This window comes from Candidatus Limnocylindrales bacterium (assembly GCA_035559535.1).
GTDB lineage: Bacteria > Moduliflexota > Moduliflexia > Moduliflexales > JAUQPW01 > JAUQPW01.
Genome location: DATMBG010000058.1, coordinates 35282 through 58908, shown reverse-complemented (window position 1 = coordinate 58908; position 23627 = coordinate 35282). Strand labels below are relative to the sequence as shown.

Here is a 23627-nt window from a genome sequence, read left to right as displayed (position 1 = left end):
AATATATCTTTATTCAAGTACAAAGATAATGCCAATTTCTAAAATAAAAGAACCTATGCTTAAAAAGCTGATCCAAAAGAACCGGAACTTTTTGAATTATTCTCCAGATAGAAGGCCGGTTTTAGATTGTCATGGAAACATGATCTTTTCTAAAAAGAAGATGTTTCCCTGGGATTTAACCTGCGGGATAAAAAATAGCAACTGTCTTATTCTTATGTTAATCTGTCATGGTTTAATGACAAAAAGATTTCAAGAAGGCTTAATAAGATATCATAAGAATACCAGTGTAACCTTCTTTTCAGAATAGAAAAGCAGCAAACGGTTTCCTGGCACATAATTTGTACTTAAAATAAAAGAGAATTTATTTCTTCTTTATCCGGCTTACCGCCTGGTAAATTACTCAAAAATCAAGAAAGGAGATAGTATGTTTGGTATTGGAACTCCGGAATTGATGGTTATTTTGCTCATAGCCCTTATTATTTTCGGTCCGGGTAAACTACCTGAGTTAGGGGGCTCCTTAGGTCGGGCGATTCATAATTTTAAAAAAGCCCTTCATACTTTGGAGACAGAGGAATCCGAACCAAAGCCCCTTTCAAAACCTTCTACCCCAACTTCTACCTCATCTTCCGAAGAGCAGATCCATTAAAATGACCGGAAATGATGGTTTTCTACCGCTTTAGTTTTTATCGTTGGATTCTGGTGGTTATTTTCATCGGTTATTTACAGGCTAATCCTGCCGGTGCGGAGGGATTAGATACCCTTGCTACGAAAACCGTTGATGTTGCCTCTTCCCCTTCATGGATAAATCCCACTTTACGCAGAACATACGAAAACGCCAGAGCCCAGGCGCGTAAATGGCTCGATGCCCTGGAAGTAGATCCTATAAAACTTCGACAACAGGGTATTAAAGGCAAAAAGAAATTAGCTGAGATCCTGGATGCCTATCTGACCCTCTATGAATATACTTCAAATCCTGAAGATCGAACCAACATTCTCCATCGTGTCAAAGACCTGGTGGCCGTCACAGCTCGGCCCGAATATCATAACCTAAAGTATATCCCTCTCACTGAATTCAATCAGGACTCAACGTCCTATTTAAGGATCTGCTATTTGATGGATCAGTTCTCTCTGCCTACCGGGGATTATCGGAGACAAATACAGGCCATCCTTCCCGAGTTAAATGCCCACATGAAAGAGCGGGGGGCATGGCAGCGTAAAGTTTTTGCCTTTTATTATGATTACTTTTCATTACCTAAACCGCCTATTCTCCAACAAGAGTCCCAAGTGAAGGGAGTGATTGCCAGTCGGTTGCCCCTCTCTCAATATAATAAGGATCTGGCTTATGACTTAACCCATGAAGTTTTTAATGCTTATGAGTATGGACACCGTAAAATTTCTTCCGGATTTAATCCAGAGGACCGGGAGTATTTGCGAAAAACTCTTATTCCCCTTCTGGATCGCTCTCTGGCGGAAGGGGACGTAGATTTAGGCGCAGAACTGATTTCCTGCCTTACTTATCTAGGAATGCAGGATGAGGCTATTTACCAACCTGCCATTCTTTATCTTTTACAATCTCAAAATAACAACGGGACGTGGGGCCATTACGAAGATATCAGAGCGGAAATAGGTAACCTGGTGGATCAACATCTTTACTTACATACCACCCTGGTTGTTTTGCAAAGTTTAGTCGAAGCCTTCGATGGAAACTGGCCGACTTATTCCCCTACAAAATAAATTATCCCATGGACCCTTTAGAAGGGAGGATTGACTTTCGATCCCAGGGTAGCGCAAAGGCAAATGAAGAGACCCTGATCTTATTGAGATTGGATTCTCAGTTTTGGTTGTCATGGTTTAATGACAAGGGAAAACCTGAACTTAAATCATATTTAACCCCGGGAGAATCTAACTCTTTTTATAATGTCACCTTTTCATGACGGTTTTTTTCTATAATCCTTCCCATACCAGGGGCGTTTTTCTGTAATTATAGAAAAATTAAATAGTTGTTTTTAATCTACCCACCGAAGAACTCTTCCTTAATCCTGGCACAAGGTTTGTACCCTTGGTTTAGGAGAGAGACGAAGAGGAACATGCTGTAGCTGTTTAATCCCAGGAACAGGAAGATTCCAAGATATCTGAATGGGATGGTTTCCTGGATCCTTTGCGACTTTACCTTAAAAAGGAAGAAGAAAATGAAGGACATGAAAGCCCTCATTGAAAATTGTAAAAATCTCATTGCCCTCTGTGAGGAAGCTCTTAAAGTTTACACCCCGGATCGTTTCCCGGTTCAGTATGGTATTATCCAAAACAATCTCGGAAACGCTTATATTACGCTCTCCCGGGTAGAAGATGAGTTTGAGAATCTGGAAAAGGCCATTAAAGCCTATGAGGAAGTATTCAGAGTGTTTACAGACGAAGAATTTCCAGAAACCTATCAATTATTACAGTCTTATTTGTTTTTTCCCCTATCCAGAGATAAATAGGTATCCAGGTAATCTCTTTGATTTTTCAACTGTTAGAACAAAAATTACTGCTTGATCTGAAGAAAGGTAATATTTTTACATATAGAATTGGATGATAAGTTTTATTTAAAAAATCAAGGAGATCCCAGAGAATGAATAATGGGGTAGAGGGGAAGACAACCCTTACTCTGTATGGAGAACCCCGTGGTTCTGTTCACGGGAGTAGTTTTTATGCTCTTTTTTAACGAGTTGTGGAAGTCCTACGAGGTTAATTTCGGCTCTGGAGGCGAACAAAGTCGATAGAATAAGGTAAAGGGGTTCCGGAAGCCAGAGTTCATAGGATTGTCAAAAGGTTATCTGGAGAGGCTTTCCGTTTCACCGGGTTGATGCCAGAACCGGAGAAACCTGTGGGATCCTTTATATACCTTTTGTTTTAAAATAAAGTCTGATAATCAGAGTAGTAGGGATCCCCGGGGAAGATCCTGGGATCCACGCTTTTTAGATTTAATTCCGACCTAGATAAGAAATATTGAATTATGACTCTGGACCCACCCAAAATTATACCCCGGCCAAAAATTCTCGTAGTAGACGACGAGAAAAATATGTGCCGGGCTATATCCTCAGCTCTAAATAAAATCGGTGGTATTGTGGAAGTTTGTTATACAGGGCCCTGCGCCATTGAGAAGGTTCGATCCAATGAGTATGATGTGGTTTTGTTGGATTACAAAATGCCGGGCATGGATGGAATAGAAGTATTGAAGGTTATCCGGGATCTTTCGCCAGAACTGATAGTTATCATGATGACCGCCTATGGTACGGTAGAATCTGCGGTTCAGGCCATGAAGATAGGGGCCTATGATTATGTACTCAAACCCTTTGAAGCCGAGGAGATTCGTTTATATGTCAATCGGGCACTGGAATATCGCTGGCTACTTCAGGAAAATCGAAACCTTCGTCAGCAGGTGGAAGAGAAGTATCACCTTGAAAACATGGTAGGAATCTCTCCTCAAATGGAGAAGATTTATGAAATGGTCCATAAGGTTGCCAACAGTACGGCTACGGTACTCATTCAAGGGGAGAGCGGGACCGGTAAGGAATTAATCGCAAGGGCCTTACATGCTTATAGCGAGCGGAAGGGACGTCCCTTTGTAGGAGTCAATTGCAGCGCCATTCCGGCTAATCTTCTGGAGAGCGAATTCTTCGGCTATGAAAAAGGAGCCTTTACAGGGGCCCACCACCAGAAAAAAGGTTTCTTTGAAGCGGCCCATACCGGAACCCTCTTCCTGGATGAAATCGGTGAAATGAGCCCCTCTCTTCAGAGTAAACTGCTAAGGGTACTCCAGGAGAAGGAAATCATCCGAATAGGAGGGACTCAGGTTATTCCCATCGATGTTCGAGTCATTGCTGCAACCAATGTGGATCTGGCTGAACTGGTTAAAAAAGGACAATTCCGGGAGGACCTTTATTATCGACTGAATGTGATCAATATGGTTATTCCGCCACTTCGGGAGCGAAAAGAGGATATCCCCCTGCTGGTCAAACATTTTTTAAATAAACTGGATCCCCAACAGCGGATTCGAAAAATTTCCCCCGATGTTTTAGAGGCTCTCAAAGCCTACTCCTGGCCTGGAAACGTTCGAGAACTGGAAAATGTTATCGAGCGAATGGTTCTATTAAGTGAAGGACCTGTTTTAGAGATCAAGGATCTTCCCGCACCGTTAAGGGAGGTTCCCAAGCCACCCCCTCTTTCTACTTCGGGTATTCTCAACTACAAAGAGGCTAAAGAACGGTTCGAACGGGAGTTTATCATCCACGCTCTCCAACGCAATAAAGGGAATGTAACCAATGCGGCTCTGGAGACCGGGATTTATCGTCAGAATTTCTACGATAAGTTAAATAAATACGGAATTAATCCTGAAGATTTTAAGTAATTTAGAGACGCGGGGATGCGGGGACGCGGAGATGTAGGGATGGGAAGATGCAGGGACACAGAGACGCGGAGATGTGCAGTTAGAAAAAGTAACTCTCTGTTTGTATCTTCGAGGGAATTTTTCTGCACGACTAGATCTACTGAGCTGTTATATATCATTTCTCCATATCTCCGCGTCCCCGCATCCCCGCGTCTCCATACTCTGGTTTTCCTCACGAGGCAGGTAAGCTGAGCTGGCTCATAAGAACCCATTTTCTGAATAATTCGGCTGTGAGGGTATATCTGTTTTCACTTTTCTTTATGAGCGAATTTTCTGTGAGATTTACAATACCCTTACGAAGAGCTTTTTTCCTGTCTGCCGGGAGTTTAGAAGGAACCAGCTCCTCTTGTGAGCAAGAACCCTGTTTGGCAATTTTGATCACGCACTCCTGCTCTATGCGTGAAAGCCGTTGCCAGATACTTTCCAGATAGTCTGTGCGATTCTCAATGTAGTAAGAGACGGCTTCTTCCACCTGGTCAACCTGGATTTGGCAAGGTCTATGGGTTACTTTTCCCAGGATTAGACTGCAAACCTGCCGGGTAATGAAAGGATGACCCCCTGTTTCCTGATAAATTCGACTCAGGCTCTCCTCCGAATAAGCAAGACCCAATTGCTCTCCGATATTCACAATCATCCGACTACAATCTTTTTCATTGAAAAAGGGGAGAAAAACTTCCTTATAAAACTGAAACATGGGATTATCTTGAGTTCCCCAGCGATCGGTCCTTGAAATTTTAGGATTTACCCCCCCCACGATGGAAACTAAAAAACGATATCTTTGCGAAATACCTCGAATAGCACCCAGAAATTCATTAAAACCCACAAATCCTTCCTCTTCCAGGGAACTTGGAATAAGTTGCTCGATCTCATCCAGCATCAGAACGATTTTGGTATTGCCGTATTTTTCCCGCAGGTAATCGTTCAGGGTTAACAGATCAGAACTGAAATCCACTTTGGCATCTCCCCGGGTAAGGTCGGATTCCATAAGTTCCAGTTCCGGTAATTCGATATGCGGAAATTTAAATTTAAAATCGCGGGCTAATTCTTGAACGAGCTTCTTATAAAGGAAATTGCAGTCTTTAGGCACTTCCTGGAGATCCACATAGGCCACCAGGTGTTTAGACAGCCGCTCTTTAAGCTGCCAGATTAAAGAGGTTTTTCCTATCTTCCTCATTCCAAACAAACCCACATGTTGAAGGTTATTGATGTAATCGAGAAGCTCATCGATAATACGTTCCCGACCGAAGAAGTTTAAAGGGTCGACAATGGGGGAGTTATTACTGTAGAGATCTCCCTGGCCGGTAAACAGACTGATATTTTTTTCAAGTTCCTGGGCACAAACCGAATCGATAATGGATTTTTTTAAGAGAACATCGCTGAGAGGAATCACGGTAAATCCGTTTTCGGATTTATAGGTATAAATCTGATGATAAACCCCACTCTCTGGAGGGGTAGAAACAATGACAAAGGCAATTTTTCCCTCCACTTTCCCCTGATATTTTTTCATGGCTTTTTCGAAGACGCCTCGAATCTCAGAACTGTGGAGAGGTTTGGTCACCAGAATTTGGACGAGAATGTTTCCAAACTTTTCATACCGGGGTAGGTTAGAAGAAATGGAGAGCTCTTCTTCAGATTCCCGGATTACTTCGAACCCACTTTGTTTGAAAAATTCCATGGCAAGTAAGACCGGCGTGAATCCGAGGGCTCTTTCTTCCAGACATTGTTCCAATAATTTTTTAGAAGCCTGTTCCAGACCGGGTTCCCGGGAAGTAATCTGTAAATTTTTAATAGCTTCCTCTAACTTCCCCTGTTTTTGATAAAGGACAGCCAATTTAAATCGGGTCTCATGGTCGTCTTTATTTTCGTTTAATAAACACTCATAAATCTTAAATAACCAGTTGGTCACTCCTGGGGCTTGAGGGGCATATTTGGAGACAATTTCGATATGATCCCTCGCCTGCCGGTAAGCCTGCTTTTGGAAATATAAATTCGTCAAGAAGGCATGGGTTGTAACAAATTCAGGACTTTCGGGTCGTTCTTTTAAAACCTCCTCGAGGACCGTCAACATCTGGTCGATGTACTCGGGTTCCAGTTCGGATACCCTCTTAAAGTAGGTTAAGGTATTGAGGATATGACCCTTTTTCAGATATAACTGACCGATCTCCCAGTAAATTTCTGTTAAATGGTTGTCGTTGGGATTAGTGGCCAGGAAGTTTTGCAGTTCTTTGATAATCTCATCGATGAGTTCGGAACTTAACGCTGCACATTTTCGATAGCTATCCAGAGCTTCTGGAATCATTTTCTTTCTCAAATAAAGATTCCCTATCTCTGTGTGGGCCTGGGCGTTATTTGGGAATCTGGTGAGAATCTTTTTATATCCTTCCAGGACTTCTTCCAGGGAGTCTGGATCCAGTTGAAGAATGATCTTGAACTCATTCATGCATTCACCGATTTTTTCATTTTGTAGATAAGCTTGAGCCAGGATCTTGTGAAGGTCCAGATTGGTAGGCTGAATCTTTAAAGCTTTTTCATAAACCTCCAGGGCGTTTTTGTCCAGACACTGCATCTGTTGATAGACCCGAGAGAGTCGCTCCAACAGGTATTTATCATTGGGATGGATCTTGAGCAACCGGGTTAGGAAGAGAACCAGTTCATTATAAGTACCCAACTGAAGACTGGCTTCGATAAAAGCTGAGAGGAGTCCCACTGATTCGGTGGTATAGACAAAATTAGGGCTTGATAGCCAGGTATTGGCAGTATATCTTACTTTCTCCAGGTCACCTTTTTGCAGATAGGCCTGGCAGAGCATTTCCCGAAGTTTGAGGTCTTCCGGGATAAATTCCAACGCCTTTTCATAAACCGGAAGGGCTTCCTCATCGACCCGTTTATTTTTCAAGTAAATCTGACTCAGGATCAGGTTAAGGGAACGATTTCCCGGTTCAAGATCCAAACTTTTCCGATAAACCTCCACAGCTTTTTCATCGGTACGTTTCTCTTGAATATAAACTTTGGCAAGGTTTCGGTACACCTGGGCATCGGCCTGGCCGAGTTTAAGGAGGCGCTCGTGCATTTCAATGGCTTTGGGATGGTTTTTTTTCTTTAAATAGAGGGTGGCCAGGGTCCGGAGGAGTTGAATATTCTCCGGGGCAAATTGCAGGGCATTTTCATAAATGGACAGGGCTTTATCATCGGTAGCCCCTTTGCGTAGATAAAAATTAGCAACCAGAAGGGCAATTTCTGGGTTACGGGGGTTCAGAAAGAGGGCCTTTTCAAAAACAGGCATAAATTTGGCTCCGGATTTATTGACTTTCAGATAGGTATCGGCAATAACTGGATATAGATCCGGCTGATGGGGATATTTTTTCAGGAGGGTTTCATACAAATCGGCAGCCTTATCATATTTTCTTATTAACCGATAAAAGCTGCCCCCTAAGGATAAAAATTTCGGTACAACCATTTTCGTAAAGGATGAAGGGTGGAGGATGTTTAGAGCCAAGCTTCTTTCATCCTTCAGCCTTTATCCTTCAGCCTTTAATTAATAGAGCTCACTCCATAAAGCTTTTCAGAGTTTCGCTTGAGGAAAGCGCGGACCAGATTTTGATTGTTCAAAAGCTCGCCTTGCCCCAAACTGGCCAGCTTATGATAAATATCTAGCCCTTTGGCATAATTCTTTGTGTCTTGCAGGTAAATGCGACCCAGGGCATTGAGCAAATCGATATTATCCGGGTCAAACGCCAAAGCTATGTTATAAATTTTGGCCGCTTCCGGGGTCATGATATTTTTCCTTAAATAATAATTTGCCGCAGCCATTACGATGGCTTTCTGATGAGGTCTAAGAAATAACGCTCTTCTTAGTGTGGGAAGATCCAGTTCCAGGATATCTTTTTTTGCTTTACCATGAAGTTTAACAATAAGCGGATAAAGCCAAACTTTTTGAGGATGGTGGTTCAGGATTTTGCGATAGACCTTGAGAGCCCTTTCGGGATTTCGGGATAACCGATAAAAATATCCTTTCAGATAAGAGATAAGAAGATTTTCTTCCATAAGAGTTGTCTCCTCCTTTCTTAATGGGGCTTTAAAAAGTTCTGGAAACCTGCCTGCTTTAAAGTCTTTGGGAGAGGGTCTATAGATTTGCTGTTTAATTAACATACGTAAATCAAGATGTCAAGAGAGAAGATAAAAAATTTTTACTCTCGACTTCCATTCCATAATAACATATGTAAAATCAATAAAATATGCAAATCAAACAAATGTTTAATGAATTCTCCTTATACGAAGAAGGGGGGACCGTAGGGAAATTTTCTTTGAAAGGTTCTCAAAGAAAAGTAATAAACGTTAGACAAAGGAAAAGAAGAAGGTGTAAAGCCCCATGGAAAGGCGAATAGAGCTTATTATACCCTTTATTTAGAAATTTTTCTTTTTTTCCTAATTTTTTCTTGACAGCCATATAAATACCCAGTACAAAATGGAGTGTATCACCGCAGCAGGAAGTGGTTTTCAACTGATGCAGGCGGTCATTGTATCACTCGGGCTCCACTGGTTACTCTACAAAGGGTAGAGTGCGGACGAGAGTACCAGTGACAACCAAAGGCGGACATGGGTCATCGGGATAACATGTCTCGCCTTCATGAAACCAAAAGGAGGGTTTCGTATGAGAAAATATTCAGCTATTTTACTTACTCTAACCGTCATGTTCACGGCTTCGGTTGTTTTAGCCGATTCTTCCGCGGATAAAATTAAGAATTGTCCTCCTGAGAATTGGTGTGCCTACCATCGAACCGTAGACACAGGCTGGCGGTATAGCCCCTTGGATCAGATTAATACCAAAAATGTTAAGGATTTACGTCCTGCCTGGATTTTCCAACCCGGAGATCCCCGCATGGGTCTACATAGCACCCCTCTGGTTATTGATGGGATGATGTATGTATCGACTAACCCGTCGACGGTTTGGAAACTGGATGCTAAAACCGGTGAAAGGATTTGGGCCTGGGTTCCAAAAATGGATGAAGCCGTAGTTTCCCGTTCATTCTTCGCCCATACTCGAGGCCTGGCAATCGGTGACGGACGGGTTTATATGGGTACTGCCGATGGTCGGGTGGTGGCCCTGGATGAAAAAGACGGTAAGGTCATATGGGACAAGCAATTAGTAAACGCTAAAAAGGAGACGGTCGGTTTCAGTGGGGCCGGTACCTTTGTAAACTCTGACCTGTTCGTTATCGGACAGAATGGTGGAGAATATCCCATTGAAGGTAAAATCTTCGGTCTCAACCCCAAAACCGGTGATATTAAGTGGATCTTCTATACCACCGGACGAGATGATCCCAAAGCCCTGGCGACCTGGGGTGGAGACTCCTGGAAGTATGGCGGAGGAGGATCCTGGCAACCTGGAACGGTGGATTACGAGAACAACCAGATCCTCATAGGAACCGGTAACCCCAATCCAGACTATGATTACTGTGGCGACAAGTGTAGAGATCCTAAAGCCGATGGTTGGCGGCCTGGAGACAACCTCTATACCTCCTCTACCGTTGCTTTAGATCTGAATACCGGTAAGCTGAAATGGTATTTCCAGGAAGCCCCCAGTGATCCTTATGATTACGATGCGGCTCCGGGAGAATATGTAATCTTCCAGGATGACAAGGGCCGAAGACTCGTCCTCCATCCCGGCAAAAACGGATTTAACCATGTCCATGACCTGAAAACCGGTAAACCCGTCAATGTCTATCCCGACATGAAAAACTTCAACTGGACCAGTGGTTTTAATTTGGAAAAAGGCGAGTGGGAAAACATGCTGTGGCCAAAGCCCGGAGAGAAAACTCTGGTTTGCCCGGCCATCGACGGAGGACATAGCTGGAATGCCGGTACTTATAGTCCACAAACCAAGTTGTTCTATCGTATTGCCAATGAATGGTGTATGTATCTGACCGTTGCTCCAAAAGGGGGTGGAACGACCATCACGGCCGGTGCTGAAACCCGTATTCTGGAGCCTTTTGCCCAGGCCTTTATGAATGCTGAATGGGTAGGTACCAATCCCCCCAACGATAAAGCCCATGGTCGCCTCACGGCCCGTGATCCACTCACCGGAAAAATCGCCTGGGAGAAACGGTATGATATCATTCCCCATTCAGCCCTTCTCTCTACGGCCGGCGGTCTGGTCTTTGTAGGTACCACCGATGGTTGGGTGGAAGCTTTAGATGCCAAGACGGGCGATAGGCTGTGGCGGTTTAACAACGGTTCTGGCCACAATGGAGGTATTATTTCCTACGCGGTGGACGGTAAACAGTACATTGCCGTAGCCAGTGGTCATGGCTCCTATGTGGGTCGTGCCCTTGCAGATCATTACTATAAGGATCAACTCATTAATATGAAGGAAAGCGCCGCCATCGTCGTTTTCTCTCTCCCATAAGGTAAGTTAAACGCTGAAAGGTGGGACAAGAAATTATCTTCTTCATTTTCTCTTGTCCCACCTTTTTTCTTGATATCCTTACTCAAGAACTTAAATTAAATAAGTTGCAATTCTTTATTTTTTATCCGATATTCTTTAACGATATCTTTCAAGAATAGTTTCCCTTCATCAACGATCAGGGAACGTGAATTAAATAATCTATCTTTTTTCTTGTAAACAGGTAATCAAGAGATTTTGATCTTATTTAGTTCACGTTCTTAACAAAAAGGAGACTCAGACGTGACATTCAACCGGTACAAAGGGTGGGTACTTTTGCTTGCAATCACCCTCATCGTTTCGCTTGGATCAGGCATCAAAGGATTTAACGTTTTTGCCATGGAAAAGCAAAAAGAAGAACAAAAGTCTGATAAACCCGCAGAAGAACCAAAATCAAGTCAACCGGCCGAAGAACAGAAAACAGATAAACCTGCAGAAGAACAAAAATCGGAGGAGAAGAAACTCTCCATGCCGATCCCTTCTTCCAATCCTTTATCGGGTAAACCAGAAGCCATCGAAGCCGGACGTAAGCTTTATTTTACCTGGTGTACCCAATGCCATGGTCCAAAAGCCAATGGTGAATCCCGATTTGGTAGTTATGCCGCCGATTTACGCAAGTTTTGGCGGGGTTACAGCGAGTTTGTTACCATTGTAAAGAACGGAAGACCTCAAAGACAAATGCCCCCCTGGAAGGAGGTTCTCAATGAACAACAAATCTCTCAGATCGGGGCATACCTGGAAACACTGGCTATTGAAGGAGCCAACTGGAAAGATCCTGGAAAGTAAGAAGGAGGAAACATGAAGACGATTTGCCTTGTATTGTTGCTGGGAAGTATGATGGTTGGATTGGCCTATGCGGCTGAAGAATCTTCTGGAGGTTACACCAATAAATCCGAAGGAGAACAAGCTGAGTACCTGAAAACTTTGAAAGAAGGTTCCTGGATATGCACCGGGCCAGAAGCCTATGACCAGGCTATTGAAGAACAACGAAAATGGCAGGGTAAAGATCTGGAGGAGTTAAAAAAACAATTACTGGATAAAAAGCTCTGCATGTATTTAGACCATGAATACGCCGAAAAGATCATGCATCCATCGGTTAAAGTCCTTGAACGTCAGGGCGATAAAATCAAGGTAACCTTCGCCGTGGAGTTTCGTAAACGCTACGAGCTTCTCCACCACCAGATCTCACGGATCGTATATGCCGGGTGGACAGATGAGAAGAACTTGATAGATTACATCCCCTAACTCTTTAACTGGAGTTAATCTGAAATTGTTTTGCTTATCCGTAGGCAAGAAGTAATCCTTTTATCAACCTGATCTGAGGGTTATAGCCACTCCCTAGATGGGCTTCCATAAAATCTATAAAAAATGGAAGCCCACTAAACGCTGTAACCGATAGAGGTAGTTAATCCATTTCGATATTTTTTTATTTTTGGTTGTTTTTCTTTTCTATCCTGCTTCTACCTTATCGAAGAACACTCTCCCAATTCGGTCAAAGGATTTCTTTTCCAAACACTTTCCTACCCCTTTTAAAGGGGAATTCTAAAGGAGTGATTCCTATAAGTCGCCCCTCCCGGGGAGTAAAGGGGTGTTTTTTCTTTTATTCACCAAATTAATACCGATGTAGATTAGGGTTCTTGACAAGGGGATAGCGGGTAAAGTATAGTTTAAAGCGTAGCGTAGATTTTAATTGGCGTATATAAGTATTAAAGGAGAAAACAAAGGAAAAAATAAGAGTTAAATAAATTATGATGGGAGTTATGAACGTTCATTCGGAAGAAAAAAGAAAGTATCGAGAGAAACTGACTCTGTTAGATCAACAGGTTCGTCAGGTCATGGTGGGTTATGATAAGTTAGTCCGTCGAATTCTTTATGGTCTTTTCTCAGATGGTCAGAAAACCCTGGGACGGACGACCTGTGCACATCTTTTGCTTTTAGCTTATCCAGGCCTTGGAAAATCTACGGCCGGGGAGACCATCGCTCACCTCATTGGAGGGGCTTTTCGAAGAATTCAGTTGGTAGCCGATATGTTACCCTCGGATATTCTTGGAACTCCCATTCTTGAAAGCCCAAACGGTAAAAAAGAGTTTGCATTTCTACGGGGTCCGATTTTTTCCAATAATGTACTCCTGGATGAAATTAATCGAACCCCGCCTCGCACTTTAAGTGCTGCTCTGCAAGCCATGGCAGAGGGAAAAGTAGATATCGGCCATGAACGTTTTTTTATCGAGGATCCCTTTTTTGTTATCGCCACACAAAACCCTCTGGAACAGGAAGGAACCTACCCCCTTCCGGAGGCCCTTCTTGATCGCTTTGCCATGCGGGTCATCCTGGATTATCTCTCAGAAGAAGACGAACTGGCTTTGTCAAAACGTGAAGACTCCTTCGCCAGATTATCCCTCAAACCGGTCATGGAAAAAGAAGAAGTAATAGCCATTCGGGAGTTTATCCGCTCCCACGTTTATGTAGATGATGCCTGTAGAGCCTATGCAGTACGGCTGGTCTATGCAACCCGACCCAAGGCAGGCGGTGAAGAAGTAGCCCTTCATAGGAATTGCCTTCAAGATCTTTATGTGGGAAACCGTTCGCCGGTTTTAGTGGGATGTTCCCCCCGAACCCATCTCGTCCTCATCAACCTGGCTAAAACCAGAGCCTTTCTGGAAGGACGGGATGAGGTGTGGTACGAAGATATTCAAGATCTCGCCTTCGATGTATTCAATCACCGGATTGTACTGGACAGCACGCTCCTGGCTCAACGGGTGAGTAAGCCTATTCAATATCTGGATGAAAATCTAATCCCACAAGGGGAAAAGATATTCGACCTGCGAGATGATATCGGATTTCTACGCCAGGTTGTTCGGAGAATCCTCCGAGGGGTTCCTCTCAAAGTTATAGCGTAATAACCCGGCAAGCCTTCAGGTGCTGTCCCTTTTGAAGAAATACTTAAAAACGGATGGTAAATAATGGAAATGATTCAGATCCTCATCCCTAACCCCTCTTCCGAGGCTTCGGAAGGAAGAAGGAAGGAACAGAAAAAAAGAGATTTTAGCCTCTTACCCTCTTCCCTCTCCCATGCTGTAAGAGAAGGTAAGGGGGAACCATTACAACAATTTTAACACTCTAACGCGTATACACTATGAAAAAATTTACCCTCTTATCCCTTTGCCTGGTTTTAATCCTTCTCCCCCCTGAGCGGATTCCTGTGAGATTCCCCAACAAAATCCAAGACCTCCCTCTCCTTCTTCGACCGGATTCAGGACAGGTTTTGGCCCAGAGTCAGACAGGCCCAGGTCCAGGGCAGAAACCGCTCTACTATCAACGAGAACACTTTGTGTGGATCCATGTTGAAAATGATCGATTCAAACAGGAGGATCTCTTCCCATTCCTTTCCCGCCAACGGATAGTGATTGTTTTAGAACAACCCGATAACTCTCAAAAAGAAAGGGTACAAAACTTCTTGAAGAAGCCTCCAGAGGATTTTCCAGAAATAGATACTTTTCAGGCCTTGCCCTCTCCGGAAAAGGAAGAAGTTTATGCCATTGGATATCTTGCGGCGGATGCAAAACCCAAAATAAAGGCGGCTCCAGAATTTGAAGCTTACCTGGTAACTTTTAAGGATATCCTGGCTGTGGAAAAACTCCTGGTCGTCCTGGATAATCTGGCCCAAATACCCGGATTTGATTTTGTACTGCCGGTTTTTTTATTTCCAGATAAAATGGTTGCTCCCTTCGTCCAATTTGAGGTGGAATTCCTCCCTCCAGAACTCATCCCGGGAGGAGTTACCCAAATCAGAGAGACTAACGAAGCGAACTATGTCAAAGAAATAGGACATAACGATAATTTTAAAACTCCTGTGGTTTTACAGCTAAAGAAAGGAGCTCCCACCAATATTCTGGCTACCGTCCTTCGCTACCAACAAATGTCCGGAGTGGTGAAGCGTGCTAAACTTCGGTGGTTGAGGTTACGTATGCCCGTTGAAGTCCAGGCTCAACCCGTTGGAATCAACACCTTCGGCATTTGGGAACCGATCCACTACACCTTGCGAATCGAACGAGACCAGGACGTTGAGCTATTACCGAAAACCTTTACAAAAGAGGCCGTTTATGCCTGGATTTCTGAAAATACCCGTCTTCCCGATGAACTTATTCAAGTAGATCAGATTGAAAAAAAGACCCAAAACCTCCAAGACGGTAGGATCCTCGAGGAAGTAGCCATCATTTTTCGTTTATCTAAAACAGGCACTTATATTCTTCCGGCTTATCCTGTCCAGGTAGCTTATAAAGAGCTGAATGATCAAAAACGTATTAAGGTCTTTCGGGCAAGCATGTATACGGCCATTACTATTCCAACCCATCTCCCCCAACGGCTTACCAGGATACCTGGCCAGCTCATTTCCTTAACCCCCTATAACATACCCTCCTGGATTGTACCGACCGGAGCTACCGTAGGAATTTTACTTTTCATAGTCGGAATGATAGGAACCTGGAGCCTATCCCGGCGGTCTCTGGATCTGGCAAAGTTAGAACAGGAATCTTACTCTCTAGACCGGCTCCTTAAAACTCTGACCACAAAATATCAAGGACGTCTTAAAGAAGCCCAGAGAATGCTGGAATCTTTAACCTTTCAAGGTAGTATGGATCAGGAAAGAGAATGGCTTCACTTCCTGATCATCCTTTTAAAACATCTCCTTGGAGAGCGCTACTATCAAGATGAAACACATTTCTTGGGTGGATTAGGTACTTCCAGTGAATCTATCAAGCAGTATATGAAGCGGGTACCTCCCCGGCAAGCTTCAGGGATGGTTTTAGACCCCGATAAAGATCCTGTTGCCGAAGCCTTGAGCCTGTTACATTCCCTTGAGAAACAAGTTCTTAAAAAATCCTTATCCCTTTCACCTGTTGAGGCCCAGAGCTTACTGGCCAGGGTAGAAGAAATTACCAAACAGATTCTTTAAAAAATGCTTCACTTTCAATATCCCATAGCCTTTTTGCTTTTACTTCCACTGATCCTTCTTAAGGGGTTCTCCCGACGACAGGTACCTCCCCATCTTTCTGTGAGTATGCCACCTCAGGTAAGGCAGCAAGCCCGGGAAGTCGCAAGACCTGGCTGGATTAAAAACCTTCCCTCTTATTGCCTTTATGCTTTTCTCTTCATCTTAATATTTTTAATGGGCGAGCCTTTCTTGGGAAAAAAAGAGACCTATGAAGTTAAAGAAGCCCGTAGTATTCTGATTCTTTTAGATACCTCTGCCAGCATGACCCAAACCAGGCTATTGGAAATGGTCGTAAGGGACGCCCTGGTTGATTTTATTTATAAAAGACCTAAAGAAGACCGCATGGCCCTGGTACGGTTTGACTCCGATGCGAGCGGCGGTATTTTTACCCGGAACCACGCAGGGCTGATTATGGAGGTTACCCGACCCTCGGTCATTCAAGAGTTCAATTTAGATAGTCTGGATCAGACGACTTCCAAAGAGAAAGGAACTCAAATCGGTCTGGGTTTGTTTAAAGCCCTGGCCAGCTTTCTTGAAGATGAAGTGGAGACCCGCATGGCTATACAACAATTCGACCCTGTAGAACAGGATAAAATCTATCAAGAACTCCAAAACGACCTTCAAAGGTTTCTCTGGCATTGGCGGCAGAAAAATAATGAAGAGATCTATCCGCTTAAAATTCCCCTCGTCTCCAGGCTTGAAGAGGTAGGTTCCGGCAAAGCGCTTATTGTTGTGACCGATGGACAGCTTCTAGATCCAACTTCTCCGGCGGAGCGGGTTGATTATTTAAAAATTCTTGATTATTATGAACGACTAGGATTCCACCATGTCTACTTTGTCAGCCTTAAAAATCGTCCTTATCAATTGGATGCACATTTGAATAAGAACCCCTCCTGGAAAGCTTACACCTGGGATAGTACGGCGACCGGCTTACAAGATATGTTTCAAAAGATCGCAAAGGATATTGACGGAATGGAGCAGAGTCAAAGTGTGGTAGCAACACGAATCAAAGAACAACCTCTGTTCCAGGTGTTTTTACCCAGCTTGCTCTTACCAGGGTTGGCTTTGGGTTTACGATTTCAAAAAAGATTTAAGCACTTTCCTTAAAGTCTATTTTTTGCCCGGTATCCGTAATACAAAGCAAAGATGACGGATAACGGCCAGCAGGTAAAAAACCGATGAAAAATAAACTTTTAAGAATTCTTTTTGGTATAATGATTCTCCTGGGATTAACCCTGGGACTGATGAGTTGGATCTATTATAGACAGCAACAGCTACTGGGTGAAGCAGAAGTACTTGCCGCTGAAGGAAAATTTGTAGAGGCCTTGAAAGCTTATCGGAAGGCAGATGCCCAATACTCTCAAACGCTTTTAGGCATCCCTCAGGGACCGATTTTGAATGTTCTCCATCGCTTGGGGGCCGAAACCCGTTCCTACCTTCAACTTCGACTGGCTGAGATGGAATTTCGAGAAGGTGAACGTTTACTGGCGTTATACGGACCGGTTCAGCTTGTTTCTTCCAACGTTCCGATTACCAACCCCTTAGATAAAGATCGTACTGATAAACCTTCTATCGAAGAGGTCATGGAACACTTTAATGCGGCTGAAGATCACTATAAACAAATTCAGGAACAGACCCGGAATCCCTACTGGCAGTTTGTGGCAACCGTCAACGGAGTCCGGGCCATGGTTCCGACTTTTCTTGTAAAAGATTTTCTTGAAAAGCAACCCCGGAACTCCTCCAGTTTAAGGCAGGGGCTGGTATATGCCGTCAAATCACTCCAGAGGGCCCTCCACGCACTTTATGCCGATCAAGTCCGTGCTTCTCTAACCGATGAATTGAATGCCGTACTTCTATTAGAAACCCTGACCCGCTTCCAGCAGAACCCTGAAATCGAAGAAAGAGAACGCAAGCAAATCGAAGGCATTCTCAAAGATGCCCTTACAATGCCGGAAATAGAACCCATTGGAGAAATGCTTAAAAAGGGAAATCTTGAATCCAAATCGCTCTCTCCGGAAGAGGAGAATACCATGAAAGAATTCCTTTTGGATAAGAGCAAAAGTCCCAATGTAATTTCAGAACGGGGGAGCCGGCCCCCGGATGCCTCGGGTTCTAAAGCTGGCCCCGGCAGTGCCGATGCAGGCAGTGAGGGACAGTTGCATTGAAGTGCCTAGAGTGAGCTAAAGGGCCTAAAGCGTCTAAAGTGAACTAAAATAAATACAACTTTAGGCCCTCTAGTTCACTCTAGGCACTTTAGATCTATGACCTGGGAATATCCCTGGATTTTATGGGGATTACTCACTATTCCGTTCCTGATAGGCCTTTTTTTGCGTTTATGGCATCAGAAAAAAGCCTCCTGGGACCTATGGGGTAGGCTTCCCTTTGTACGTAAGCAAAGCGTACTTCTTTCAAAAAAAAAGTATTTTCTTACCACAAGTCTTTTCCTTGTCGGCTTTACACTCAGTCTACTTGGTTTTGCTTCCCCGGTTATTCAACGTTCTGACCGGGAACCCATCTGGGAGAACGTGGTTTTGGTCATTCTATTGGATGTTTCTAGAAGTATGGAGGCTCCCTATCACCCCGGTGAGGAAAATGCCACCAGTCGTTTTGCAGAGACCAAAAAGAGTCTTCAGGAATTTATTTCTTCCCTTCCTAAAGGGGTCAAGATCAGCCTGGTCCCTTTTTCCGAGTATGCAATCCCCATTACCAGTGGTTTTAGCGATGATCACGATGAGATCATCGCCAAAATTCGACATCTTCCCCGTAACTTTTTTTATAAACAGGGTACCGATCTGACTACCGCGTTGCAGGAGGGATTCAACCTGATAGACACTTTTTTACGGATGTATAAAGAAGGCATTCCTGCTTCCTCAGCTCCCCCGATTACCTCCTTGATTTTAATCAGTGATGGAGATAGGCCTCTCACACGGGATATGTATAATCTCCTTGCCAGGCGGGGAAGTAGCGTTCCGGTTTTTACCATTGGAATCGGATCTGAAGATCCCACCTACATTCCAGATCCCCTTTCTCCCCTGGGCTATCTCACGGATCAAAAGGGTCAACCGGTCACAACGGCCCTTAAAGCAGATGTTCTTCAATTTATCGCAGAGAAAACAGGTGGAACGTATTATACCCTTGAAAACCGCGGGGAATTGTTTGCAACGCTTCAGGATATCATCCAAAAACAAGGGAGTCAAAACCAACGAGAATATACCTATCCTTATCCGCTTCGTTCTTTTTTCTTTTTAGGCGCTTTCATTCTTCTTCTTATTTTTTATAGGCTGGAGGAGGGATGAAAGGAAAATAAAATCTAATTGAGACTAGACATGCAAATATCAAGATTACCAGATCATATAAAAATGAAAATAAAGTGGTTTTTTTTAATGGGATTCTTTATGCTGGGGATACCTCATCAAATCATCGCGGCTCAAGCTATTCCACAAACCCCTGTTTTCATAGGATGGAAGATCGGGAGAAATCCATTGCCGGCAGATGAAGCCCCGAAAACCTTTGTGCGTGTCGTTACCTCTCCTACGAAAGTTTCGGTAGGGGACATGTTTACCATCGAAGCCGAAGGAGGACCTGTCCCTGGAAGTTTTACGAATCTAAACTGGGGATCGGCGATCCTGATCCAATCAGAAACGACGGTAATCGAACCTTTACTAACTCCAAGATTAAAACTGACTTTAACTTTAAAGGCTGACACCCCGGGAGAGGTGGTCATAACAATTGGATATTCTTATAATTCTGGGATCCCGTCCCAGGCCGGTGTGAATGTTAAGGTCTTACCAAAAATTCTTCGGGTCACCTTCGATCCACCCAAAGCCTGGCCTCTGGATGATATTTTGGCACGAAGTACAGCTTCGGCAGAGACACTACCTCCCAATCGGACAGTAAAATGGTCTATTATAGGAAATACCTATGGCGCAACCATTGACAGTAATACCGGAGTGATTACCCCGGCAGAGGGCAGAAGTGGTTCCATCACCGTGCGGGCCACAGATGCTGCAGAACCTACTGTATTTACAGATAATATTTTAACCATTCAGGCTGTTCCGACAGGTATAGCCAGTTCACAGGTATTTGTAACCCCTTTACCGAGGTATTATGGGGGACATTGGATTCATACCTTTACCAGCTCAGGGGGAAGTTTAGAGGGTATCTATATTGGGGAGACCATTAGAACCATTACCAAGCCTTCGCCCTTCCGAGGAATTTTAGGTCTTACCTATGACCCACCTGCCAAACCCTCAGGTCCAATGGCACCTTATGAAGGGAGTTCATGGGTTTTGGATGCCGAAGGAACCATGAAAGTAGCAGATGCTTATAGAATTGCCAAATCTTCCATAGACGCCAGGGATTTTTTATCGGGGTCTTCCAAAGCAGGCCTACCCCAAACCCATAAAATCTACCAGTGGTACAGTTGGTATTTTCCACCGGGAAAGCGTTGGGTGAAATTTATGGGACCCAATGAAATAACCTGGACCCTTCGATTTAACGTTACCCAGAATCGCCTCGAAGTAGTTACCCAGGCTTATGGACGGGAAATTGTCCAGGATTATGAAGGACCCACCTGGGTAGTGGAAGATATAGGGTCTCCCCGCCCCTAAAAATAACCTGGATCTGGAGAATCTTTCTGTTCACTCCCCGCGATGACGGCTTTGAGTCTCCTTATCGGCCAGAAAAGGCAAGATTTCTTCCAGAATGACCTCGGCTACTTTTTCCTTAGGCATAAGGGGATAGTCTGTAACCTTTCCATTTCGATGAACGATTTGAATGGCATTGGTTTCCACTTCAAACCCGGTATCTTTACGACTCACGTCGTTCACAACGATGAAATCCAGGTTTTTTCTTCGGAGTTTTTCTTCGGCATAGGAAAGAAGGTTTTGGGTCTCGGCTGCAAATCCGACCAGAACTTGTTTTTCCTTGATCCGGCCTAACTCTTCTAAAATATCCGGAGTTTTTTCGAGTTCCAGAACTAACCCTGGGGCTTCCTTTTTAATCTTTTGATCTTTAACCTCCTTAACCCGATAATCGGCCACTGCGGCGGCCTTGATGACCACATCCATTTCGGGAAAGTATTTCAGCACTGCTTCCCGCATTTCAGCCGCCGTTTCCACTCGAGTTAAATGAACTCCGGGGGGAACGGCTAAGGCCGTAGGTCCACTAACTAAAAATACTTCGGCACCCCATTGTTGGGCGACCTTAGCAATGGCATAACCCATCCGTCCAGAAGATCGGTTGGAAATAAAACGGACCGGATCGATGGCTTCTCGGGTCGGACCCGCCGTAACCAACACCTTTTTACCCAGGAGACGTTGCCGATTGTGTAAAAATTTTACAACAAAGGTCACAATAACATCAGGGTCCGGCAGTCGTCCTTTTCCTTCCATCTGGCAGGCCAGAAAGCCTGCCTCGGGTTCTATAACCTGAACCCCCAGGGATTTTAACTTTTCCAGGTTGCCCTGGACTACCGGATGTTCATACATATAGCAATTCATGGCCGGAGCCAGGATCACTGGAGCTTTGGTCGCAATGACAAGGGTTGAGAGCAAATCATCGCAGATCCCATGAGCCAGTTTACCGATTATATTGGCTGTCGCCGGAGCAATGAGAACCACATCGGCCCTCTGGGCGAGGGCAATGTGATCGATCTCCTGGAGATTCGTAGAAGTAGATCGGAGAAGGGTTCCGGCTTCTTCCTCATCCTCGTAGGAAGACGGAAACATCTCGGTCATAACCCGATTTTGGGAGAGAGTCTCTAAGGTAAGAGGGGTTATGAAACGCCGGGCATTTCGGGTCATGACCACCTGAACCTGAGCTCCTGCTTTTTTAAACCCCCGGACTATTTCAGCCGATTTATAGGCTGCAATACCCCCGGTGACACCCAGAAGAATATTTTTACCTTGTAATGTGGTCATAGACAAATGTTTGGATGGGCCGTTATTCTAAAGGCACGACACTGCTCGGCCAGGATAATGGCACAAAACTCTTCTACGGCCTTCTCCAGATTATCGTTAATAATAACGTAGTGATATTTTTTATAGTGTTTTATTTCTTCATAGGCCTTAGCCAACCGACGTTCGATCTCATCGGCAGAATCAGAATGCCTTTCCAACAATCTTTTTCTTAAAAGGGAAAAAAACGGAGGGAGAACAAAAATAAAAACACCTTCCGGATATCTTCTCCTCAATTGATCAGCCCCTTGAACATCAATAGCTAAAACAAGGCTGATTCCCTTAGCTAATTTTTCTTCGGTTATTTTTAAGCCGGTTCCGTAAAGATGTCCATGTACGAGGGCATATTCGGCGAACTCGCCCTTCCGAATCATGTCCTTGAAAACCTCGGGGGTCACAAAATGGTAATCTACCCCATCCACTTCATCCCGTCGAGGTTTTCGGGTCGTATAAGAGATGGAATGCTCCAGGTTAGGAATACGTCGGATGACTTCTTTACATAATGAGGTTTTTCCGGCTCCTGAGGGGGCCGATACCACATAAAGGAGCCCCTTTTGACTCTTCTTAAACTCTATATCCATGTACATTTAAGTAAATATGTACCGACCCACATAGGTATAGCCTATTTATCTATTTCCCCCTATGCTTCGGGGGATTCTTCGGCTGATTCTTCTGCCAGAAATCTTTGAGCTACGGTGGTTGGTTGTACAGCCGAAAGAATTACGTGATCGCTATCGGTAATAATAACCGCACGGGTTTTTCGACCCTGAGTTGCATCAATGAGCTTTTTATTCTGACGGGCTTCTTCCTTGAGCCGTTTCATAGGCGCCGAACTCGGCGCCACGACTGCAACAATGCGAGATGCAACCACAACATTTCCAAATCCGATATTAATAAGTTTTGGACCCACTTTCATCCTTCACTCAATATTCTGGACCTGTTCTCTCATTCTTTCCATTTCAGTTTTGATTTCTACCACTTCCTGAGAGACCAGGGCATCATTAGCTTTAGAGCCTATGGTGTTTACCTCCCGGTTCATTTCTTGAATGAGAAAATCTAACCTTTTTCCAACCGGTTCTTCGGACTCTGTAAGTTTATAAAACTGGGTAAGATGGCTATTTAATCTGGCAAGCTCTTCGGTTATATCCATTCGCTCCGCGAAGATGACCACTTCTTGAAGAAGTCTGGCTTCATCGACTTCTAGGGTGTTTTCCAGGAGATTCCTGACACGTTCCTGGAGGTTCTTTTTATACTCTACAGGAATCAGGGGAGCGCGTTGACTAATACGGAGGGTAGCTGCCTGGATACGATTTAAAATCGTTAAAATTTCTTGACGAAGCAATTCCCCTTCTTTCTTCCGCATCTCCTCAAGTTGAGCCAGTGCCAGTTCCAGAGTTTTCTGAACAGACTGGATAATTTCTTCCTGATCCTCCGGCTCTTTTTCTATTTTAATCACCTCGGGCAGTTTAATCAGCGAGAAGAGGTCTATAGGAGTCTCTATACCGAGTTCGGTTCCCAATTCCTTTAGCTCTTTCAGGTACCTGGCAGCCAGAGCATGATCAAAGGAGATCTTCCTGGAATTCCCCTCCAATTCATCTATATCTAGATAAACATCGAATCGACCTCTGGAAAATCTTTCCTTGATAAACTTTTTGATTTCATTCTCCAAAAATCCATATTGAGAGGGTACCTTCACGTTGACATCGCAATATCGATGGTTAACCGATTTAACCTCTAAGATGTAAGTTCGATTACCCTGTTGGAGGTTTACAGAGCCATATCCGGTCATGCTTTTGAGCATAGGTT

Annotated in this window: 19 protein-coding genes; 13 read left to right on the top strand and 6 right to left on the bottom strand. The window is 44.1% G+C overall.

Features of this window, described 5'->3' with window-relative positions:
- Positions 1-424: 424 nt before the first annotated feature.
- From VNM22_21940 to VNM22_21925, 4 genes are all read left to right on the top strand, one after another.
- Positions 425-646 (top strand): twin-arginine translocase TatA/TatE family subunit, encoded by a 222-nt coding sequence (locus VNM22_21940; GenBank protein HWP49833.1) that lies wholly within the window; start codon positions 425-427, stop codon positions 644-646.
- A gap of 11 nt (positions 647-657) precedes the next feature.
- Complete coding sequence (locus tag VNM22_21935; protein HWP49832.1) at positions 658-1734, top strand: hypothetical protein; 1077 nt, start codon at positions 658-660, stop codon at positions 1732-1734.
- Positions 1735-2189: 455 nt separating this feature from the next.
- The gene (locus tag VNM22_21930; GenBank protein ID HWP49831.1) at positions 2190-2480 is read left to right on the top strand and encodes a hypothetical protein; all 291 of its coding nucleotides are present in this window, start codon (positions 2190-2192) and stop codon (positions 2478-2480) included.
- A 515-nt stretch (positions 2481-2995) separates the two neighbouring features.
- Complete coding sequence (locus VNM22_21925; GenBank protein ID HWP49830.1) at positions 2996-4390, top strand: sigma-54 dependent transcriptional regulator; 1395 nt, start codon at positions 2996-2998, stop codon at positions 4388-4390.
- Between the two features lie 211 nt (positions 4391-4601).
- Here VNM22_21925 and VNM22_21920 read toward each other — a convergent pair whose 3' ends face one another.
- Both VNM22_21920 and VNM22_21915 read right to left on the bottom strand, forming a co-directional pair.
- On the bottom strand, positions 4602-7886 hold the full coding sequence (locus VNM22_21920) for a tetratricopeptide repeat protein (protein HWP49829.1): 3285 nt from the start codon (positions 7884-7886) through the stop codon (positions 4602-4604).
- Positions 7887-7960: 74 nt separating this feature from the next.
- Positions 7961-8473 carry a hypothetical protein gene (locus VNM22_21915; protein ID HWP49828.1) on the bottom strand — a complete coding sequence of 171 codons (513 nt, stop codon included), beginning with the start codon at positions 8471-8473 and terminating at the stop codon, positions 7961-7963.
- 607 nt (positions 8474-9080) lie between these two features.
- Between VNM22_21915 and VNM22_21910 the strand changes: the two genes are divergently transcribed.
- The 9 genes from VNM22_21910 (at position 9081) to VNM22_21870 (ending at position 20474) form a co-directional block, all read left to right on the top strand.
- Positions 9081-10835, top strand: coding sequence for a PQQ-binding-like beta-propeller repeat protein (locus VNM22_21910; GenBank protein ID HWP49827.1), 1755 nt, complete (start codon positions 9081-9083; stop codon positions 10833-10835).
- Positions 10836-11147: 312 nt separating this feature from the next.
- Positions 11148-11657 carry a cytochrome c gene (locus tag VNM22_21905; GenBank protein ID HWP49826.1) on the top strand — a complete coding sequence of 170 codons (510 nt, stop codon included), beginning with the start codon at positions 11148-11150 and terminating at the stop codon, positions 11655-11657.
- 12 nt (positions 11658-11669) lie between these two features.
- Positions 11670-12116 carry a hypothetical protein gene (locus tag VNM22_21900; GenBank protein HWP49825.1) on the top strand — a complete coding sequence of 149 codons (447 nt, stop codon included), beginning with the start codon at positions 11670-11672 and terminating at the stop codon, positions 12114-12116.
- 515 nt (positions 12117-12631) lie between these two features.
- On the top strand, positions 12632-13771 hold the full coding sequence (locus tag VNM22_21895) for an AAA family ATPase (protein HWP49824.1): 1140 nt from the start codon (positions 12632-12634) through the stop codon (positions 13769-13771).
- A gap of 236 nt (positions 13772-14007) precedes the next feature.
- Complete coding sequence (locus VNM22_21890) at positions 14008-15825, top strand: hypothetical protein (GenBank protein HWP49823.1); 1818 nt, start codon at positions 14008-14010, stop codon at positions 15823-15825.
- A gap of 3 nt (positions 15826-15828) precedes the next feature.
- On the top strand, positions 15829-16971 hold the full coding sequence (locus VNM22_21885) for a VWA domain-containing protein (protein HWP49822.1): 1143 nt from the start codon (positions 15829-15831) through the stop codon (positions 16969-16971).
- 71 nt (positions 16972-17042) lie between these two features.
- Positions 17043-18029 (top strand): hypothetical protein, encoded by a 987-nt coding sequence (locus VNM22_21880; protein ID HWP49821.1) that lies wholly within the window; start codon positions 17043-17045, stop codon positions 18027-18029.
- A gap of 96 nt (positions 18030-18125) precedes the next feature.
- Positions 18126-19160 (top strand): VWA domain-containing protein, encoded by a 1035-nt coding sequence (locus VNM22_21875; GenBank protein ID HWP49820.1) that lies wholly within the window; start codon positions 18126-18128, stop codon positions 19158-19160.
- A 63-nt stretch (positions 19161-19223) separates the two neighbouring features.
- Positions 19224-20474, top strand: a complete 1251-nt coding sequence (locus VNM22_21870) for a hypothetical protein (GenBank protein ID HWP49819.1) — start codon at positions 19224-19226, stop codon at positions 20472-20474.
- Positions 20475-20504: 30 nt separating this feature from the next.
- On the opposite strand, the gene coaBC is transcribed toward VNM22_21870, so the two are convergent.
- From coaBC to VNM22_21850, 4 genes are read right to left on the bottom strand one after another with little or no spacing between them, the layout of a single operon-like run.
- Positions 20505-21785 (bottom strand): bifunctional phosphopantothenoylcysteine decarboxylase/phosphopantothenate--cysteine ligase CoaBC, encoded by a 1281-nt coding sequence (gene coaBC / locus VNM22_21865; protein HWP49818.1) that lies wholly within the window; start codon positions 21783-21785, stop codon positions 20505-20507.
- A complete protein-coding gene (gene gmk / locus VNM22_21860) occupies positions 21782-22402 on the bottom strand; it encodes a guanylate kinase (GenBank protein HWP49817.1) in 621 nt (206 codons plus the stop codon). Before gmk ends, coaBC begins: the two co-directional genes overlap by 4 nt.
- Before the next feature lie 59 nt (positions 22403-22461).
- A complete protein-coding gene (locus tag VNM22_21855; protein ID HWP49816.1) occupies positions 22462-22731 on the bottom strand; it encodes a DUF370 domain-containing protein in 270 nt (89 codons plus the stop codon).
- 9 nt (positions 22732-22740) lie between these two features.
- Complete coding sequence (locus VNM22_21850) at positions 22741-23622, bottom strand: YicC/YloC family endoribonuclease (protein HWP49815.1); 882 nt, start codon at positions 23620-23622, stop codon at positions 22741-22743.
- Positions 23623-23627 lie beyond the last annotated feature (5 nt).

Coding starts and splice junctions, on each gene's coding strand:
- VNM22_21920 (HWP49829.1), bottom strand. CDS start 7,886: ATGGTTGTACCGAAATTTTTATCCTTAGGGGGCAGCTTTTATCGGTTA.
- gmk (HWP49817.1), bottom strand. CDS start 22,402: ATGGATATAGAGTTTAAGAAGAGTCAAAAGGGGCTCCTTTATGTGGTA.
- VNM22_21895 (HWP49824.1), top strand. CDS start 12,632: ATGAACGTTCATTCGGAAGAAAAAAGAAAGTATCGAGAGAAACTGACT.
- VNM22_21910 (HWP49827.1), top strand. CDS start 9,081: ATGAGAAAATATTCAGCTATTTTACTTACTCTAACCGTCATGTTCACG.
- VNM22_21930 (HWP49831.1), top strand. CDS start 2,190: ATGAAGGACATGAAAGCCCTCATTGAAAATTGTAAAAATCTCATTGCC.
- VNM22_21915 (HWP49828.1), bottom strand. CDS start 8,473: ATGGAAGAAAATCTTCTTATCTCTTATCTGAAAGGATATTTTTATCGG.
- coaBC (HWP49818.1), bottom strand. CDS start 21,785: ATGACCACATTACAAGGTAAAAATATTCTTCTGGGTGTCACCGGGGGT.
- VNM22_21870 (HWP49819.1), top strand. CDS start 19,224: ATGAAAATAAAGTGGTTTTTTTTAATGGGATTCTTTATGCTGGGGATA.
- VNM22_21925 (HWP49830.1), top strand. CDS start 2,996: ATGACTCTGGACCCACCCAAAATTATACCCCGGCCAAAAATTCTCGTA.
- VNM22_21880 (HWP49821.1), top strand. CDS start 17,043: ATGAAAAATAAACTTTTAAGAATTCTTTTTGGTATAATGATTCTCCTG.
- VNM22_21850 (HWP49815.1), bottom strand. CDS start 23,622: ATGCTCAAAAGCATGACCGGATATGGCTCTGTAAACCTCCAACAGGGT.
- VNM22_21890 (HWP49823.1), top strand. CDS start 14,008: ATGAAAAAATTTACCCTCTTATCCCTTTGCCTGGTTTTAATCCTTCTC.
- VNM22_21940 (HWP49833.1), top strand. CDS start 425: ATGTTTGGTATTGGAACTCCGGAATTGATGGTTATTTTGCTCATAGCC.
- VNM22_21935 (HWP49832.1), top strand. CDS start 658: ATGATGGTTTTCTACCGCTTTAGTTTTTATCGTTGGATTCTGGTGGTT.
- VNM22_21875 (HWP49820.1), top strand. CDS start 18,126: ATGACCTGGGAATATCCCTGGATTTTATGGGGATTACTCACTATTCCG.
- VNM22_21900 (HWP49825.1), top strand. CDS start 11,670: ATGAAGACGATTTGCCTTGTATTGTTGCTGGGAAGTATGATGGTTGGA.
- VNM22_21885 (HWP49822.1), top strand. CDS start 15,829: ATGCTTCACTTTCAATATCCCATAGCCTTTTTGCTTTTACTTCCACTG.